This is a genomic window from Paenibacillus sp. JJ-223 (genome assembly GCF_927798175.1).
GTDB lineage: Bacteria > Bacillota > Bacilli > Paenibacillales > Paenibacillaceae > Paenibacillus > Paenibacillus hubeiensis.
This window is the reverse complement of record NZ_CAKMMP010000010.1, coordinates 142,344-158,282: the sequence shown is the minus strand read 5'-3', so window position 1 is coordinate 158,282 and position 15,939 is coordinate 142,344. Positions and strand designations below refer to the sequence as shown.

The window sequence follows — 15,939 nt, the reverse complement described above, 5'->3', positions numbered from 1 at the left end:
GCATCAATCTCTTACCCTACTCACTTCGAACCATGACTTTCCACCGCTCGGTCTACCATCGCCTTCTGCTGCGCGATCAGGCAAATCTCTGCCGCCTTGAAGGCATGCTCCTGGGTCATTGCCGTTTCCGTACGTTCCATGCAGTCACGGATGAGCGCGCCGAAGAACGGGTAACCCACTTTGCCTTTGACGCCGAATCGGTATTCGCCTTCGTGGTTCACCAGATATACCTGATCCCCTTGCGCCTCTCTGGCAATGTCGGTATATTTGCGCAGCTCGATGTAACCGTCGGTGCCCAGAATAACGGTCCGGCCGTCGCCCCAAGTGCCGAGTCCATCCGGCGTAAACCAGTCCACCCGGAAATAACCGGAGGCTCCGTTATTGCCAGTCAGCGACGCTTCGCCGAAATCCTCCAGTTCGGGGAACTGCGGATGGTGGAAATTATGCACCCGGCTGTAATTGACTTCAGCATCCGTACAGGACGCAAACGTCAGAAACTGCTCGAACTGATGGCTCCCGATATCGCAAAGGATGCCCCCATACTGCGCATGCCGGAAAAACCAATCCGGTCTCGAAGCCGCATTTAATCGGTGCGGTCCGGTACCCATGACTTGCACGACCCGGCCGATCGCGCCGTCGTCGATCAGTTGGCCGGCATAAATCGCACTTTCCACATGCAGGCGTTCGCTGTAATACACCATGTATTTTTTTCCGGTGCGCTTCACTTCCTCACGGGCGAGGGATAACTGTTCCAGCGTCGTAAACGGCGCTTTATCCGTAAAGTAATCCTTGCCTGCCGCCAGCACTCTCATGCCCAGCGGGGCCCGTTCGGAGGTAATCGCTGCCCCGGCTACCAGCTTCACGTCATCATCCGTCAGTACCTGCGCTTCGGACGATGCGGCTTGAGCTTGGGGAAATTTCTGGCGGAACGCTTCCACTTTGGCCGGGTCTGGATCGTAGACCCATTTCAGCGTGGCACCGGCCTCGACCAATCCCTGGACCATGCCGTAGATATGTCCGTGGTCCAACGCCACCGCACCGATCGTAAATTCCCCCGGACCGCAAACAGCCTCTCTTTTGATACTTTTGGGAGCATAGAACATTCCGTCTTTCGGCATACCGTTTCCATCCTTTCGCATGTAAAATTTAGAGTGGCCACAGCTTCAATTATTTGAACGTCTGTGAAAGGTCGGCAGGCTGAGCGCTGCGGCTCACTTGTTCTTTCTTGAACGTCGAATTCGCGATTCGCGCCTGCAAATGCTCATGGAACAGGTCCTCATCGATCGGCAGATCGACCCAGTTATCGGTCCAGGTAGACAGCAGCATCGCATTGGACAACGTTAAACCATGAATCCCCTCCACGCCCGGAGCAATCAGCTTCTCACCGCTTCGAATCGCATTGATCCAGTTGCGAATGAGGCCAGGGTGACCGGACTCCGTTCCATGAATGGGAACTTCGCATTTCCAGCATTCCGGTTGACCGAATCCCCCCGTGTAACGACGGTTGAACTCCGGCTCCGGTTCACGCAGCCGCCAGAACGTCAGCTTCCCCTCTTCGATGACGATTTTGCCGCGATCGCCGCTCACTTCGAACCGGTTCGTGCCCGGCGCTTCGCCTGTCGTCGTCACGAAAACGCCGGTTGCTCCATTTTCATACTCGACATATGCGGTCACGTCGTCCTCGACTTCGATGTTTCGATACTTGCCGAAAGCACAGAAGGCCCGCATGCGGACAGGCATCATGCCGATCGTCCACTGCCACAGGTCCAACTGATGCGGATCCTGATTGATCAGAACCCCGCCGCCTTCGCCGGCCCATGTCGCACGCCAGCCGCCGGAGTCGTAATAGCTTTGCGAGCGGTACCAGTTCGTAATGATCCAGTTCGTTCGTCTGACCTCGCCAAGCTCTCCGGATGAGATCAGGTCCTTCAGCTTTACGTAGAGCGGATTGGTCCTCTGGTTGTACATAATGGAAAACACCTTGCCGCTGGCTGCGGCAGCTTCATTCATGAGACGGACTTGTTTCGTATATACTCCCGCCGGTTTCTCGATCATGACATGCAGCCCATGGCGGAACGCCTGAATGGCCTGCTCGGGGTGATCGTAATGCGGCGTAGCAATGATAACCGCATCGATCGTGCCCGAAGACATCATTTGCTTCGGGTCTTGCCAAAATGCTACCGATGAAGGAAGATTCGCGGTCACCCATTCCGCCATTTCGCTCCTGACATCGCATACCGCAGCCAGTTCGGCCCCAGGCACATCTCCTGCAGCAAGCGTTCTGGCATGCGCTGCTCCCATATTTCCGATTCCGATCACCGCTACTCTCACTAAGCTCATACTCGCACTTCCTCCTCCAGTTGACGTTCAATGCCTGCCATCACGTCGGCAAAATGCTGAAGCATCTCCGCCGAAGCATACGTTCCGCTAAAGTCTTCAATACCGTAATATCCATCGTATCCGACCGCTTTAAGATCCCGGACAACCTGCACCCAATCCACGATCCCACCTGTGAGCGGAGCCCACCGGGATGTCCATCCGGCCCGAAGCGATAACGAGGCCGCCGACGTGGTCCCTCCCTCGTTCGATTCAGCATCGGCCTGTTCCTTTGCGTCCGGATACCATCCTGCATTTTTCACATGCACATGTGCCAGATAAGGTCCCAACAATTCCAGTCCCATCCGGTAATTTTCATACCCTTCATGTACCATGTTGCCTGGATCGTACAGTACGCCCACATGGTCGGGATCCAGCGATTCCACCAGCCGATAGGCGAGCGAAGCCGTCGGTGCAATCGTGAAATGATGCGTTTCCACCAGTGCCTTGACCTTGTATTGTTTGGCAAGATCCTGGACCTCTGTCAAATAACGCACAGCCTGGTCGTACAACGCTGGATACGCCGTTTGGCGGTTGTACCCCGGGACGCCCACGCGCATCATGGAAGCTCCCAGCGCAGAAGCTGCCTCAAAGGCCTGCACGGTCGCAGGCAGATCGCCACAGTTCAGGTAGGGTACAAGCGCAATGGAACGCCGGCCATGTTGAATGGCTGCTTCACGGAATGCAGGTACGTCTTCTTCCCAACGGGCAGGATCGATGGAACAACGGTTATTTCCCCAAAAAGAAGGCGTCTCGGACCGTGCGGCCTCCGGGATGCCGCGAAATCTCCACTCCACCCCTTCGATTCCGGCCGAGGCTGCAGCCGCAGCCAATTGTTCTGCCGTCATGTCCGGGGTTGCCACGGTAAATACGGACAGCTTCATTGTGCTCATCTCCCTTATGTAATCGTATTCAAATCAAGGTTTACCCGCATTGTAGCATTCCTTGAAGCGCCTCCATACCCACTTGGCGAAACAGATGAACGAGAGATAAACGCAGCGCCAGATTGCGCATTCAGAGATAAACCCATACAGCAAAAAAAAGCACCCCATTTCAGAAATCATTTCTGAAAAAGGAATGCTTCACGGTTCATCGCATGGTTATGGACAAACATCACCGATCATAATAGACGTGCTCGGCCCGCAATGATCCCCCATCCGTATGGATGATGCCAAAGGAACACTGCGGCTGGCGCCGGCGATCCGTCGCTGAACCGGGATTGAAAACAAGCAGGCCATTCACCGTCCGCAGCAGCGGAATATGCGAATGCCCGAAAATAACCGCATCCACATGCTGCCCGGCAAACGTGGCAATGGCATTCTCCTCCGTGGATTTTGAGCCGATGTGGCCGTGTACCAGTCCAAAACGGAAGCCGTCCGCTTCCACAATCCGGGAATATCCCAACTTTCTCCCGATGCTGCCCGGATCGGTGTTGCCCGCAACTCCCTCCACGGGAGCATATCCGCTCAACAGTTCATATACGCTCCAATCCGACCAATCGCCGGCATGCAGGATAAGATCGGCTTCGGGCAATGCTGCCAGCAGCGGCTGCGGCAATTCCTTTGCCCTTCCGGGCATGTGAGTGTCGGAAATAACGACGATTTTCATGCGTTCTCCTCCTTTCGATGCGGTTCCGGGCCAAAGCGGTTACCGGACCGCGACTTCGCTGTCCGCACAGGCACGTTCCATGTCCTCCAGCGTAATCGTGGCAAAAAACTGCTGTACCTTTTCCTCGGCCACCCGGTACAGGTTCGTCAGCAAACCATCGATCCGCATGCCTACGTCGCAGTTTGGATTGCAATTGCCGTGGATCGGGAATAGCGGCCCCTCGTCCTTGGCAGCTTCATAGATCATCGCCAGCGTGATTTCGCTGGACGGCTTAGCCAGATAAAACCCCCGGGTTCCCGGGGACGAATCGACGAGGCCCGCCTTTTTCAGGCTGCCCATAATGCGTCTGACCACAACCGGATTGGTGTTGACGCTCCCCGCAATCAATGCGGAAGTCATTCGCTCAGGAGCGCTGCACGACAACAGCAGCAGACAGTGCACACTGACCGAAAAATGAGTACTCATGATTAACCACCTTTTATGTTTGATAAACCCGTTGCGCTTGCTTATTCCGGAAACAAATTTTGTTCAGGGCGCGCTCTAAGCTTCAATTGGCGCACGCTGTATTCCAGCTGCTTTACGATGTCTTCAAGCTGTTTGCGGTCGATTTTGTTCGGATCCTCCACCGGTTTGGCCGTTGCCTTGAGCTCGCGGATCGTAAGCTGCTGGTCCTGCCATTTGTCCATCAGATCGGCAATATTGGCATAGAAGCGTTCGTAATCCTTGATCACGATGTCCAGATACGCATCCACTTCTTCCGGATCGTAGCCGCGCAATTTATAGTTGAATTGCTTTTCATGTATGGACAATGCGTCCAACTGTACGCCCAGCTGTTTGAACAGCTGTTTTTGTTTGTCCAATCTTCGTTTCATATGTTCATCCATCTCGACGCCCTCCATTAGAACGCGCTGTGGTCCCATGCGGCTGTGCTAGGAACCAGCGGCATTATCTCTATATATTTTTTATAACACATTATTCGAAAGATATAAAATCATCTCCATCATTATGCCCAGGATATGCCGCTATTCACGGACAACCTCATTCAGGCAGCATGATTGCACCGCATGAAATTCGGGTAAAAACGAACTACACCACGCATTTGAAAGGAGCATTCATAATGAGTACATTGACGAAAACCGAGCTGTCCAACCTCAAAAACGCGCTCCTGGAACAACGTGAGAACCTGCAGCGCCATTTCGCCTCAAGCATGGAGGATGGGGCTCCCGCAGAGTCGCTGAAGGATTCCACAGGAGAACTGTCATCCTATGACAACCACCCTGGAGACGCGGGTACCGAAACCTTCGAGCGCAGTCGCGACCTGGCCGTGGACGAGACGCTTGCGGACGAATTCGACCAGATCAACGCAGCGCTGGAACGAATGCACGACGGAACGTACGGCACCTGCATCATCTGCGGAAAAGATATTCCCTACGAACGGCTGGAGGCCATCCCATATACCGCTTATTGCATCGATGACACCCCCAACAGGGAGCTCAGCAGCGACCGACCTGTCGAAGAAGATGTCATGACCTTGCCTCCAAGGGGCGCCGGACAAGCACGCCAGCGCCATGCAGGCAAGTTTGATCATGCAGACGCTTGGGAAGCCGTCAGCGAATACGGAACGTCCGATTCGGAGACAACCGTGCCGGGACGCGGCAGTGCAAACCGCAAGGAGAACCTGTAACATTAGTCCGTTCATTCCCTCACTATTTATTGCAGCTAGGTCATTTCGCATCTGCAGCCCAACACCCTGCCGATGAACCGCGATGACCCGCACCCGGAAGCACCCAAAAGCTAAACCGTCAAAAGCCGCCCGCAGGCGGCTTTTGGTCATGCCATTCGATCTGGTTTTGCTTTCATTTTCGGGCGGTGACTGGCAGACCGAATGAGCTTGAATACATTGATGCCTTACCTTTTCCTTTTCGCGGACGCTGATGACCGAGTCCCGGCATGGCCTGAATCTTGAGAACCGGAGCGGGATTTACGCTCGCCCTTCCCTTGAGGTTCGACATCGTCGCTACCCGCCGATGGAGCATCTTCCATCTGTTCGGACACGGTTACGAACAATTGGAATGCTTGCTGTTCTCCCCGCTTTCCTTTTTCAGCATACGGTTCGCACAGTTTCGTGATTGCCTTAAAAAGCTGTTCCATCTCTTCCCGGGTTCCGTACAGCGCCATGTCCGAAATTTGCCCAAACATGTCTTCGCCATGCTCCGCCTGTTTCATAAACCGTCGGCGGCTCTGTTCGTACATTTCATTGAGCAGTTTCATCGCTTCGGAACGAAACACCTGTTTCAGGGGTGAATTCTCCTCGTCCTCATGCCGCAGATGGATTTCCCCTTTGAACGGTTCATAATATTTGGCGATGATACCGTTGATTTCGCGCGTCGAAACCATGCTGAGCAGGCCGATGGATTCGAGTTTTTTCACATGGTAATGCACCTTGGCGGGTACCTCGCCCATGAGATCCGCGATTTCCTTGACGGTGGACGGACGGCCTTGTTTGTTATACATATTCAAGATCTGCATCCGGTAAGGATCAGAGTATATTTTGACTTCCTCTATGGTTGATAACACTTTCCGCTGCATACCTGTAACCTCTTTTCCGGGTACCTGGTGTCTTCCAATCTCCTACCATTATAGCGTTTGAAAGCGCAGGCGGTCAAAAGGCTTGCTGCAGATACTCATGGTTGTTTCACGGTTCTCCCCTACTTCAAAACACGGCGGAACGTAGGGCTCATGATGAGCCCTGCCGCAGACAATGCCATCGCTACGCCAAAGCCGATAAACAGGATGGGCATAGGCACCCACTCGGCGATGGCTCCGGAGAGCAAGCTTCCAAGGGGAACGGCGCTGAGGCACAGCATGCTTTGAAACGCCGATACACGGCCAAGCATGCCGGAAGGCGTCACCTCCATCATGTAAGAAGCCAGCGGCGTGGTGGCCAGCGGAATGCCGAAGCCCATCAGCAAAGCGAAAACGGCCGCCACAGCCAACGGATACTGCCCGATATAGGCAGGCAGCGCGGTCATTGCATAACTGAGCCCAAGCATCACAATGCCGAGGATGACCAGCAGGCTTTTGCGGTAATTGGAACCCCAGTTCGTCAGCCACAACCCGCCCAGTACCATGCCTGCAACCATCATTCCGCTCAGCAGGCTTAATCCGCCGGCCCCGGCATTCAATATTTCAGTCACATAAGGCGTGCGCAGCACATTAAAGGGCATTAAGCAAAAATTGACGAAAGCAAACAGGAAGGAGGTCATTAAAAGGACGGGAATCGTGCGCAAAAAGCGAAATGCTTCAATAATTTCGGAGAAAAGACTGCCGTGGGGAGCGGCGGCTTCGCCTGGTTCACTCGTGTCTTCAAGAACCACATCGGGCCGAATACCCGGAAATACCACCTTGGCCATGAAGAAAGCGCTGGCCCCGAACAAGGCCGCATCGATCCATAGGGTCCACGCGATGCCGGCTCCGGCGATCAGAGCACCGGCCGCGGCGATGCCGGCAAGCTCTGACATGCGCGCGATGGATGAGGACAATGCGTTTCCGGACAACAGCAGACCGGGAGGCAGCAATCGGGGAACGCTGGACGTCTCGGCAGGAGTGGCAAAACATTCAAGCAGCGAAACGAGCACGGTCATGACAAACAGATGCCATACTTGCAGTTCACCGAGACTAAACAACAGTGCCGTCAAACCTACCAGCGTTCCCCTGCCGGCGTACGCCAGCACGATGACTTTTTGGGGAGACATCCGATCTACCATCGCCCCGGCAAACAGACCAAACAGAATGTTGGGCAAAAAGTTCACGGCCATCAGCGTGCCCATCAACAGTTTGGAGCCTGTGAGCAGATATACCATCCAGCCGTATGCGATGGAATCTACCGAATCGCCAAACCTGGAAATGGTCCTTGCCAGCATGAATTGCGCATATGAGCGATTTCGCAGCAACTCGAAAATACCTTGTTTTTGCACCACCGTGCTCTCACTCATCATACATCCACCCTTCAACGTGAAAATAATTTTAATGTTAATTTTATTTTAATGGTAATTCATGAAAGTTCAACCCCTTCGTGAAAAAAAATTTAACGATCCCTGCCGCAGCCAATACGAACTTAGGCAAACAAAAAAACAGACCCTTGTCCTCCAAAGGTCTGTCCATTCGCTTATGCTCCATCGAGCCATATTGGTTTGGAACCGAAAATATTGCGTTGCCCTGCTTTGCTTTTCAAACGATTAGTCTTCAACCAGAAATCTAAAATCGGGCAACTCTTGTTCGGCCTCCTCCATCAGGCTGCGAAACCGCTCGGCATCGGCACCAAGACGCTGCTCGCTGATGCCGTAATTTACCCATTTGAGTTCGAGCGGCATTTCTGCCATGGCGGTCAATCCATCCCACAGCGCATCCAGATTCGCACCGTAGAAATCCGGCAGCTTCAATTTCGTCTTCAATTGTTCATGCAGCTCCGAGCTCGTGGAAAATTGGGTTCCATCCAAAATAACGCTACCCATTGTCTCTTCCTTTCTTTACTTCATTCGCGTAAACGTCACGTAATGATCCGTCGTTTTGTAGATCAAGCCATCATTAGAATACACGATTCTGTCTGCATTGCGAAAGCCCGAGGTGTAATTGATATCCGCTTCGCGCCAAACTCTTCCGCTGGCTGAAGGCAATTTGCCTTCCCGGTTGCTGAACACGTCGCCGCCAATGCTTTTTCCCGGCGCCACCACGGCCAAATTGCCCTTGGATGCTACCCAGCCGAGTGCTGTCGCCTGCGATTTGGTAATAAAGTTGCACGGTAACGTGCCGTTGGCGCTTAAATAGTTTGCTACGCCGTTAAACGTGTTGATGATCGTGCATGTGGCTGCCGATGCTTTCTGCTGCGCAGCCGGGGCGAACTGTGCTCCCGTCAGAAACACAAATGTAAACATGATGGCAAGCAAAACGGTGGACCAAAACTTTTTCATTGTGACCAGCCTCCCTCGGTTTGATTGAAATGAAAGAACTGCTTTAGCCGTTTTGCCTTTGACAAGATGACTATAGACAAGTTCTTCCAAAATCATTTATATCACGCCATTTGGGGAGAAAGGTCAACAAAAATAGATTTATTTGTAAATTTTTAAATATTTTGATAACCAACAGAAAAAGACTCGCATCGCAAGGAATGGAGTCTACCTTTCTGACATTCAGGGATGGGCATCCGCCTGCTGGCGCAGAATGCCGCTTACCTTGCATTCGGGCTGTCCAGAACGATTCGCTGCCGGGTACGGGCCGATTGCAAGCACGCTTCGATCACACGCATATTGTTGATGGTGTTTTCCGGCGTAAACGGCAACGGTTTACCGTCAAGGACCGCGTCGGCAAAAGCTTCTGCCTGCAATACGTAAGAGTTGGACACGGACACCCGCTCCTCGCGGCTGACGGAGTCCAAATGTATAATAATTTGCGGCGGAATGTCGCTGTTTTCCCAACCGAACACTTTGGGCAGTTCAATCCGCCCTTCCGTACCGAGGATTTCCATTTCGGCTCTTCCTGATGCCCATAGGCCGCAGTCGAACGTCAGCGAAACGGAACCCGGAAACTCGACAAGCCCGGAGGCCATCATGTCCACACCGCCATGTTCCTCCGAAAAAAACGCATTTACGGTAACAGCTTCGGGCTCCTGCCCAAGATACATCCGCGCTGCGGATATGGGGTATACCCCCAGGTCGAACAGCGAGCCTCCGCCCATCTCCGCTTTGAACCTGACGTTGTCTTTATCATCTGCCGAATTGCAGGTAAAATTGCCATGGATCGCGCGCACGCGCCCGATTTCTCCGCTGGCAATAATCTCTTCCACCCTCCTGTGCTTGGGGTGATATCGGTACATGATCGCTTCGGCAAATAACACCCCATGCTTCCGGCAGGCCTCGATCATTTCCATGGATTCCTCCGCAGTGAGAGCGGCCGGCTTCTCGCATAATACATGTTTTCCGGCCTCCGCCGCCTTGATCGTCCATTCCTTGTGCAGATGGTTTGGCAGCGGGACATACACGGCTTCAATATCCGGATCCGCAATAAGGTCGTCATAGCTGCCGTACACCCTCGCAATGTTCAACTCTTCCGCAACGGCCTTGGCCTTTTCCAAGCTGCGGCTGGCCAATGCCAGCACTTTGCCGCGTTCGGACTGCTGGATCGCAGGCATCACCGCGTTTTTTGCAATCGTGGATGCGCCCAGCACACCCCACTGTAACCGCCTCTGCATACTCATCTTCCTTTCGTGCCGTAGTTGTCCTGCTCTGCCTTGTGCAGCATGCCGAGACAGCGGTCCAAGTCGGCTTTGACCTGCTTTTTGTACAGCTCCGCTTTCTCCGCGCCGTCTGGCGTAAAATGGTACAATACGATTTCCTGGAAATCCACCTTGGGATCGTTGCCTTTCAGTTTTTTCGTTCGATAAAAAATGCCCTGCTGCACCAGTTCGTGCAGTGCCCGGTAGATCTCGCTCTGAGGCGGCACATACCCGTAAGCTTTGAATTCCTGCTTCATGGCCTCCAGCATCTCATAGCCATATCCTCTATGCTGTTCGACCATTGTGATGAGATAGAGCTTGATAAATGCCCGCTGAGCAATCATAAAAGCCATGCCCGTTCCCCCCTCTTGTCCAAAACTTGCTAATTCCATTATAAAACTTATGTTCGCATTCTGCCATCTTCCTCCGTTTTTCGGATTGCGGCAAACGTCCGGAAGAACGGCGACAGGAGGCAGGTCATATCGGGGGGTGAGAACGGCGGCACTCTGTGTTGTTATTATGAATTTTTCACATGTTTAAATTTTGACACTTAGAAAATACGTTGTTCTCTTTATGTTTTTAAGCGATGACTGTCATTTAACAAATTCGATCGGAACGGCCAGTTCGCGTGCCTGCATATCGTATGCTGTACTGCCAACATCTTCTCGCGCAGCATTGGTCAAGACCTGTGTCGGGCGGCAGGCGGTGTGTTTGTTGTGAATTTTTCATATGTTGATTGATTCATCATTCTAAGAAATTATCTTTTTTTCTTATGATCCGGAACCGTGCCAACGATCCATCTGCCCCAAGCAAACCTGGAAACGATCCAAGTGAGTATGCATGACAGCGTAAGCGCGAGCAGCCAGGTCAGGATCATGCGGATCACCGGGTTCAAACCCAGCGCCACATAAATTCGTTCATCCGGGATATAGCTGTAGCGGAGCATTAACATGTGCATTAAATAACCGCCATAGGAAACCCCGCCAATCCATGAGAGCCATTTCAACGTCCGGGGGTGCCGCAATTTGTTTGCCAGATCATACATGACCATGATGGAAGCAACGAGAAACAATGCCATGTCCGGCCGGATCAGACTTACCGTATAAAACGTGATCTGGATCCCTTCGGGCTTCTGAAATTCCTGCAGTAACAAATATATAAACCGCAAACCCGTTATTATAAACACCGCCCAGTATACCCCACGGTACCGTTCGACCCATTCGTTCCAGCGCTGAACGGCCATTCCGGCAGCCGCGCCCAGCACAAAATAAAAGAAAAAGTACAGGAAATTGCGGTCCGCATATGTCGTGAACATGTCCGTCAGCACCGGAATGTTCAACTTCTCCATGCCGCGCGCAATATTGCCGAGTTGTCCCGCAAGCACCAGGTATGCTGCACCGGAGACCAGCAGGGCGATCATCCGCCCCTTCGAGTCAAATCGACGGTACACGTATCGTACGGCTGTCAAAAACAGCGGAAATACGAGATAGAACTGAATCAACATGATGATATACCAGAAATGCGAGCTTGTTTTGCCTGTGATCAGCTTGAGTGCCAGCCCGGGAATCTCCTGCCAACCAAAACCGGCCCAGATCCCCGGCGTAAGAGCAAACGTAATCAAGGCCCAGATCACATATGGAATAATGACGTCCTTCCATCGCTTGAACATGAATTGTCCGTAATGAAGCTTTTCCCCGGTGTTGTAAAACAGCACCATACCTGTGATAAAAATAAATAACGGCACGGCAAACTTGGTTGCCATGAGCAAAATCGCCAGCAACACGCCGTCTTCCAGCCGCGTTTCCGGCACAAGCGAAAAATGGGCGATGGCATGCTGCAGCACAACGGCGGCAAAAGCCATGCCTCTTAGACTTTCAATAGCTGCGATTCGTTCCTTCCTCGGAATCTCTGCCGCCTCCTTCCACGATCATATTTGATATGATCAAATCATGTATTCACCGATGGGAATGTTCCCTTGAACGGCCAGATCTCAAAAACAAATCCGTTGTCCCTATGTATTCATGCTTCCCTCTAACGCCCCCGCGCATAACCGGGTTGCCTGGCACCGGACGCCATACAGAAGCCGGCTTCCCCACAGGAAAACCGGCTTTTGTAGACTGCCAGACAGGAGGGCCGGGCTGATCCGAGCCTCTCTTTTATGTTGTCCGCATAACATTCGAATCATGGGCTCGCGAGCACGCATGCCGTGAATCTGCCAGATGCCCATTTAGAGAATCGCAAGCGGCAACCGATCAACTTCGAAGTTTCCGTGATCGTCACAGGAACGTATTGTTTCCGTATTTCGCGGCTTTGGTCTGCGCTTCCAGCCTCTGTTCCTCCATGTCCAGGTCCGTGCGTTCTACGGGCCTGGCTTGATCCGCCTCGTAATGGTTATATCTGTCCCGGTTCAGCTCGCTGCTGTTCCGAAACACATCATACACGACCGAATCGCGATCGGATGCATCAACCAGCAGCAAAATTTTGCCGCCCCGAACGTATTCTTCGTATTGCCGGGCATCCTCCTCCGGTATTCCCATGCCGACCAATCCGCCGACGAGTCCGCCAGCGCCTGCACCAATCGCTGCCCCGGTGAACGTAGCGGCGATCGGTCCGGCGGCCAGAATCGGGCCGATGCCCGGAATGGCGAGCGCCCCGATGCCTGCCAGCAGCCCGACCACGCCGCCCATTACGCCGCCAGTCGCCGCACCAGCAGCCACGCCTTCCGGGGCTTTTGAGCCGGTTTCCTCGCGAATCGCTCTCAGCTCATCCCGGTCTTGCGTTACCACCGAAATTTCTTCCGGCTGAAATCCGTGCTGCTTCAACGCTTCTACCGCTTGGGAAGCCTCACGTTCCGTATTGAAAACACCAACGATTTTATTTTGCATAACCAATCCCTCCTCAGTTTGTAGCCGGCAGCACCCTGCCCTGTACCTTCACCGTACAGCGGGGCTCCGTCCGTCTGTTATGAGTGGTTCGTTATGTATTTACCCACCCTCGCGGCATTCAAACGGGGTTGTGCTGTCATGTACGCGGTTTGGCTCGGTTCGTGGCCACGGCCTCCAGCGGATTGTCGGGCCAGTAGTGCTTTGGATAACGGCCTTTCAGGTCCTTTTTAACGTCAAAATACGTTTCCCGCCAAAAATTGGCCAGATCCCGGGTGACCTGTACCGGTCGCTGCGCGGGGGAAAGCAGATGCAGCGTCAGCGGCACGCGGCCGCCGGCGATTCGCGGCGTCTCCTGCTGGCCGAACATTTCCTGCAGCCTGACCGACAAGGTCGGAGCTTCAGGATCGCTGTAATCGACCGGAATGCGCGAACCGCTCGGCACCTGAACATGGGTCGGTGCCTCCTCATCCAATTGCTGACGTTTCCCCCAATCCAAACCGCTGAGCAGGATGTCATGCATGGACAAGCTTTTCAGGTCCTGGACCGAGCGCATGCCCTCGACAAACGGCCGAAGCTGCTCCTGCAGCTCGGCGGACAGTCCGTCCGCGGCCGGTGCCAGATCAGGCCAGTCCGGCAAATGATGGTGCAGGAACCGCAGCCGGTCCGCAAGCTGTCTGGACGATTTCGTCCAAGGCAGGCAGCCCGGCCCTTCCAGGCGAATGCCGTCCAGCATGGCCTCCAGCACATCCTCCTCCGGCGGCTGCGCGATGGAGCCTTCCTTGACCACGATCGCCCCGATGCGCCATTTGCGCTTTGCGCGCACGCTGCGGGTACTGCGATCCCAGGCGACGAGTGTTTCTTCCTGCAGCAGATGCGGGCTTGCATCCAGCAATCGCTGTTCGCTGACGGGGGCCGCGAGCAGAATGCGCGCGTCCGCGCCCTGGTCGTCTGCATCGGCAGCGACCAGATAGGCTGACCGGCTCAGCGCCTCCGTGGCGGGGAGCCGCACCCCGCGGCCGCTGCTCAGCAGATAGCGGCCGTCTTCCCGGCGCTGCGCGATCCGGTCCGGGTACGCGAAGGACAGCAGCAATCCGCAGCTGTCCTCGTCCGGCCGGGCCGGGTCTGGCGCCGCCGGGCCGAGCTCCGCGCGCAGCTGGCGGCTCTCCTGCAGCAGGCGCCGCACGGCGGCCGCATCGGCCGCCGCCGTCTGCGACGCTGCGCTGCTGCCGGCCGTCTGCGACGCTGCGCTGCTGCCGGCCGACAGCAGCGCCTCCACGCGCGGGCGCAAGTCCGTGCCCGCGCTTCCGCTGCCCCGCAGGCCCGTCGGGTCCTGCAGCAGCGCCGCCAGCACGCTGGCGTAGCCGGCCAGCCCGAGCTCCGCCGCGCGGAGCAGCATGCCGGCCAGTCGCGGATGCACGCCAAGCGCGTTCATCCGCCGCCCGAAGGGCGTGATGCGGCCTGCGTCATCCAGGCCGCCCAGCTGGCGCAGCAGCGCCTGTGCCTGGCCGTAGGCTGCGGCAGGCGGGGTGTCCAGCCACTGCAGCTCCTCCGGCTGCCCGACGCCCCAAGCCGCAAGCTCCAGCGCCAGCGGGGCCAGATCCGCGGACGCGATCTCCGGACGCGCCGCCTCCGGCAGCGCGCTGTGAGCCTCTTCGCTCCACAGCCGGTAACACACCCCGGGCGCGATGCGCCCCGCACGCCCGCGCCGCTGGTCCGCCGATGCCTTGGACACCGGCAGCGTAACGAGCCGACTCATGCCGGTGCGGGGCGAAAACGCGGATGCCCGGCTGAGTCCGGCATCCACCACAACCTTCACGCCGGTCAGCGTTAAACTCGATTCAGCGATCGAGGTGGACAACACGACCTTGCGCCATCCGGCCGCCGCCGGACGAACGGCTTCATCCTGACGTTCCACAGGCATGCTGCCGTATAGCGCGTGCACCTGAACATGCGGCGGAAGCCCGAGAATGCCCAGTTCGCGTTCCGTACGGTGAATTTCCCTCGCACCCGGCAGAAAAACCAGCACGTCCCCTTCCTGCTCTCTCAGCGCCCTGACTACGGCTTGTGCCGTGAACGATTCCACGGAAGCCGCCGCCGGTTTGGGCAAATACTTCGTTTCCACCGGGAACGTTCTTCCGGGACACGCCAACCATCTGGTGCCCTCACCCATCAATCCGCAGACCGGTACCGGATCCAACGTCGCCGACATGACGAGCAGCTTCAGATCCGGACGCAGCAATGCCCTGGATTCAAGCGCAAGCGCCAGCCCGAGATCCCCATGCAAATGACGCTCATGGAACTCGTCGAAGATGACCATCGCCGTATCTTCAAGCCCTTGATCCTGCTGGAGCATGCGTGTCAGCACACCTTCGGTCACCACCTCAATGCGTGTTTCCGCGCTCACCCGGGTATCCATGCGAACGCGGTATCCGACCGTTTGTCCCACCTTTTCACCAAGCGAAGCCGCCATGCGGGCCGCAGCGGAGCGCGCTGCAAGCCGCCTTGGCTCCAGCATGATCAGCTTGCGTCCCTCGACCCAAGGTTCGTCCAATAACGCAAGCGGCACCACCGTCGTTTTTCCGGCGCCCGGTTCGGCGGTCAGTACCCCTGTATCTCCATCCCGAAACAGCTGTCTCAGCTCGGGAATGATCTGTTGTATCGGCAACTCCATTTCCACGAATAACCTCTCCCTTATCCTAAAACAAACGATCACTTGCCCGGTTTTATCACGCGTGGACCGCACTCTTTCCCCGATCCGTGGACAAACCTTCGCTTGCGATATAATACTACAAATCAGCT

The 15,939-nt window shown here is 55.2% G+C and carries 16 protein-coding genes; 1 reads left to right on the top strand and 15 read right to left on the bottom strand.

What is annotated here, in order from left to right:
* Positions 1 to 20: 20 nt before the first annotated feature.
* The 6 genes from L6H98_RS18350 to L6H98_RS18325 all read right to left on the bottom strand — a co-directional run bounded on the left by L6H98_RS18350 (position 21) and on the right by L6H98_RS18325 (position 4,868).
* Positions 21 to 1,118 (bottom strand): Gfo/Idh/MocA family oxidoreductase, encoded by a 1,098-nt coding sequence (locus L6H98_RS18350; protein WP_236417255.1) that lies wholly within the window; start codon positions 1,116 to 1,118, stop codon positions 21 to 23.
* A 49-nt stretch (positions 1,119 to 1,167) separates the two neighbouring features.
* Positions 1,168 to 2,340: a Gfo/Idh/MocA family oxidoreductase gene (locus tag L6H98_RS18345; RefSeq protein ID WP_236417253.1), complete on the bottom strand. Its 1,173-nt coding sequence runs from the start codon at positions 2,338 to 2,340 to the stop codon at positions 1,168 to 1,170.
* Positions 2,337 to 3,260 carry a sugar phosphate isomerase/epimerase family protein gene (locus L6H98_RS18340; RefSeq protein WP_236417251.1) on the bottom strand — a complete coding sequence of 308 codons (924 nt, stop codon included), beginning with the start codon at positions 3,258 to 3,260 and terminating at the stop codon, positions 2,337 to 2,339. Before L6H98_RS18340 ends, L6H98_RS18345 begins: the two co-directional genes overlap by 4 nt.
* 229 nt (positions 3,261 to 3,489) lie before the next feature.
* Entirely contained in the window at positions 3,490 to 3,984 is a 495-nt protein-coding gene (locus tag L6H98_RS18335) for a metallophosphoesterase (RefSeq protein WP_236417249.1), read from the bottom strand.
* Positions 3,985 to 4,023: 39 nt separating this feature from the next.
* The gene (locus L6H98_RS18330; protein WP_236417247.1) at positions 4,024 to 4,449 is read right to left on the bottom strand and encodes an Rrf2 family transcriptional regulator; all 426 of its coding nucleotides are present in this window, start codon (positions 4,447 to 4,449) and stop codon (positions 4,024 to 4,026) included.
* A 41-nt stretch (positions 4,450 to 4,490) separates the two neighbouring features.
* Entirely contained in the window at positions 4,491 to 4,868 is a 378-nt protein-coding gene (locus tag L6H98_RS18325; RefSeq protein WP_236417245.1) for a DivIVA domain-containing protein, read from the bottom strand.
* Positions 4,869 to 5,101: 233 nt separating this feature from the next.
* On the opposite strand from L6H98_RS18325, the gene L6H98_RS18320 reads away from it, so the two are divergent.
* Entirely contained in the window at positions 5,102 to 5,668 is a 567-nt protein-coding gene (locus L6H98_RS18320) for a TraR/DksA C4-type zinc finger protein (protein ID WP_236417243.1), read from the top strand.
* Positions 5,669 to 5,892: 224 nt separating this feature from the next.
* On the opposite strand, the gene L6H98_RS18315 is transcribed toward L6H98_RS18320, so the two are convergent.
* The 9 genes from L6H98_RS18315 to hrpB all read right to left on the bottom strand — a co-directional run bounded on the left by L6H98_RS18315 (position 5,893) and on the right by hrpB (position 15,811).
* Entirely contained in the window at positions 5,893 to 6,573 is a 681-nt protein-coding gene (locus tag L6H98_RS18315) for a helix-turn-helix domain-containing protein (RefSeq protein ID WP_236417241.1), read from the bottom strand.
* Between the two features lie 119 nt (positions 6,574 to 6,692).
* Positions 6,693 to 7,982 carry an MFS transporter gene (locus L6H98_RS18310; RefSeq protein WP_236417239.1) on the bottom strand — a complete coding sequence of 430 codons (1,290 nt, stop codon included), beginning with the start codon at positions 7,980 to 7,982 and terminating at the stop codon, positions 6,693 to 6,695.
* Between the two features lie 240 nt (positions 7,983 to 8,222).
* The gene (locus tag L6H98_RS18305; protein ID WP_236417237.1) at positions 8,223 to 8,498 is read right to left on the bottom strand and encodes a barstar family protein; all 276 of its coding nucleotides are present in this window, start codon (positions 8,496 to 8,498) and stop codon (positions 8,223 to 8,225) included.
* Positions 8,499 to 8,513: 15 nt separating this feature from the next.
* A complete protein-coding gene (locus L6H98_RS18300) occupies positions 8,514 to 8,954 on the bottom strand; it encodes a ribonuclease (RefSeq protein ID WP_236417234.1) in 441 nt (146 codons plus the stop codon).
* 257 nt (positions 8,955 to 9,211) lie between these two features.
* A complete protein-coding gene (locus L6H98_RS18295) occupies positions 9,212 to 10,231 on the bottom strand; it encodes a Gfo/Idh/MocA family oxidoreductase (RefSeq protein WP_236417232.1) in 1,020 nt (339 codons plus the stop codon).
* Between the two features lie 2 nt (positions 10,232 to 10,233).
* Positions 10,234 to 10,608, bottom strand: a complete 375-nt coding sequence (locus tag L6H98_RS18290; protein WP_236417231.1) for a helix-turn-helix transcriptional regulator — start codon at positions 10,606 to 10,608, stop codon at positions 10,234 to 10,236.
* Between the two features lie 404 nt (positions 10,609 to 11,012).
* Positions 11,013 to 12,134, bottom strand: a complete 1,122-nt coding sequence (locus tag L6H98_RS18285) for an acyltransferase (RefSeq protein WP_290371463.1) — start codon at positions 12,132 to 12,134, stop codon at positions 11,013 to 11,015.
* Positions 12,135 to 12,531: 397 nt separating this feature from the next.
* On the bottom strand, positions 12,532 to 13,140 hold the full coding sequence (locus L6H98_RS18280; RefSeq protein WP_236417227.1) for a general stress protein: 609 nt from the start codon (positions 13,138 to 13,140) through the stop codon (positions 12,532 to 12,534).
* A gap of 136 nt (positions 13,141 to 13,276) precedes the next feature.
* Entirely contained in the window at positions 13,277 to 15,811 is a 2,535-nt protein-coding gene (gene hrpB / locus L6H98_RS18275) for an ATP-dependent helicase HrpB (protein ID WP_236417427.1), read from the bottom strand.
* Positions 15,812 to 15,939: the final 128 nt, after the last annotated feature.

What these genes read in the sequence shown, in the direction of transcription:
- L6H98_RS18290 (WP_236417231.1), bottom strand. Translation starts at nt 10,608, where the DNA reads ATGGCTTTTATGATTGCTCAGCGGGCATTTATCAAGCTCTATCTCATC.
- L6H98_RS18335 (WP_236417249.1), bottom strand. Translation starts at nt 3,984, where the DNA reads ATGAAAATCGTCGTTATTTCCGACACTCACATGCCCGGAAGGGCAAAG.
- L6H98_RS18325 (WP_236417245.1), bottom strand. Translation starts at nt 4,868, where the DNA reads ATGGATGAACATATGAAACGAAGATTGGACAAACAAAAACAGCTGTTC.
- hrpB (WP_236417427.1), bottom strand. Translation starts at nt 15,811, where the DNA reads ATGGAGTTGCCGATACAACAGATCATTCCCGAGCTGAGACAGCTGTTT.
- L6H98_RS18310 (WP_236417239.1), bottom strand. Translation starts at nt 7,982, where the DNA reads ATGATGAGTGAGAGCACGGTGGTGCAAAAACAAGGTATTTTCGAGTTG.
- L6H98_RS18315 (WP_236417241.1), bottom strand. Translation starts at nt 6,573, where the DNA reads ATGCAGCGGAAAGTGTTATCAACCATAGAGGAAGTCAAAATATACTCT.
- L6H98_RS18320 (WP_236417243.1), top strand. Translation starts at nt 5,102, where the DNA reads ATGAGTACATTGACGAAAACCGAGCTGTCCAACCTCAAAAACGCGCTC.
- L6H98_RS18345 (WP_236417253.1), bottom strand. Translation starts at nt 2,340, where the DNA reads ATGAGCTTAGTGAGAGTAGCGGTGATCGGAATCGGAAATATGGGAGCA.
- L6H98_RS18340 (WP_236417251.1), bottom strand. Translation starts at nt 3,260, where the DNA reads ATGAAGCTGTCCGTATTTACCGTGGCAACCCCGGACATGACGGCAGAA.
- L6H98_RS18330 (WP_236417247.1), bottom strand. Translation starts at nt 4,449, where the DNA reads ATGAGTACTCATTTTTCGGTCAGTGTGCACTGTCTGCTGCTGTTGTCG.
- L6H98_RS18300 (WP_236417234.1), bottom strand. Translation starts at nt 8,954, where the DNA reads ATGAAAAAGTTTTGGTCCACCGTTTTGCTTGCCATCATGTTTACATTT.
- L6H98_RS18305 (WP_236417237.1), bottom strand. Translation starts at nt 8,498, where the DNA reads ATGGGTAGCGTTATTTTGGATGGAACCCAATTTTCCACGAGCTCGGAG.
- L6H98_RS18280 (WP_236417227.1), bottom strand. Translation starts at nt 13,140, where the DNA reads ATGCAAAATAAAATCGTTGGTGTTTTCAATACGGAACGTGAGGCTTCC.
- L6H98_RS18295 (WP_236417232.1), bottom strand. Translation starts at nt 10,231, where the DNA reads ATGCAGAGGCGGTTACAGTGGGGTGTGCTGGGCGCATCCACGATTGCA.
- L6H98_RS18350 (WP_236417255.1), bottom strand. Translation starts at nt 1,118, where the DNA reads ATGCCGAAAGACGGAATGTTCTATGCTCCCAAAAGTATCAAAAGAGAG.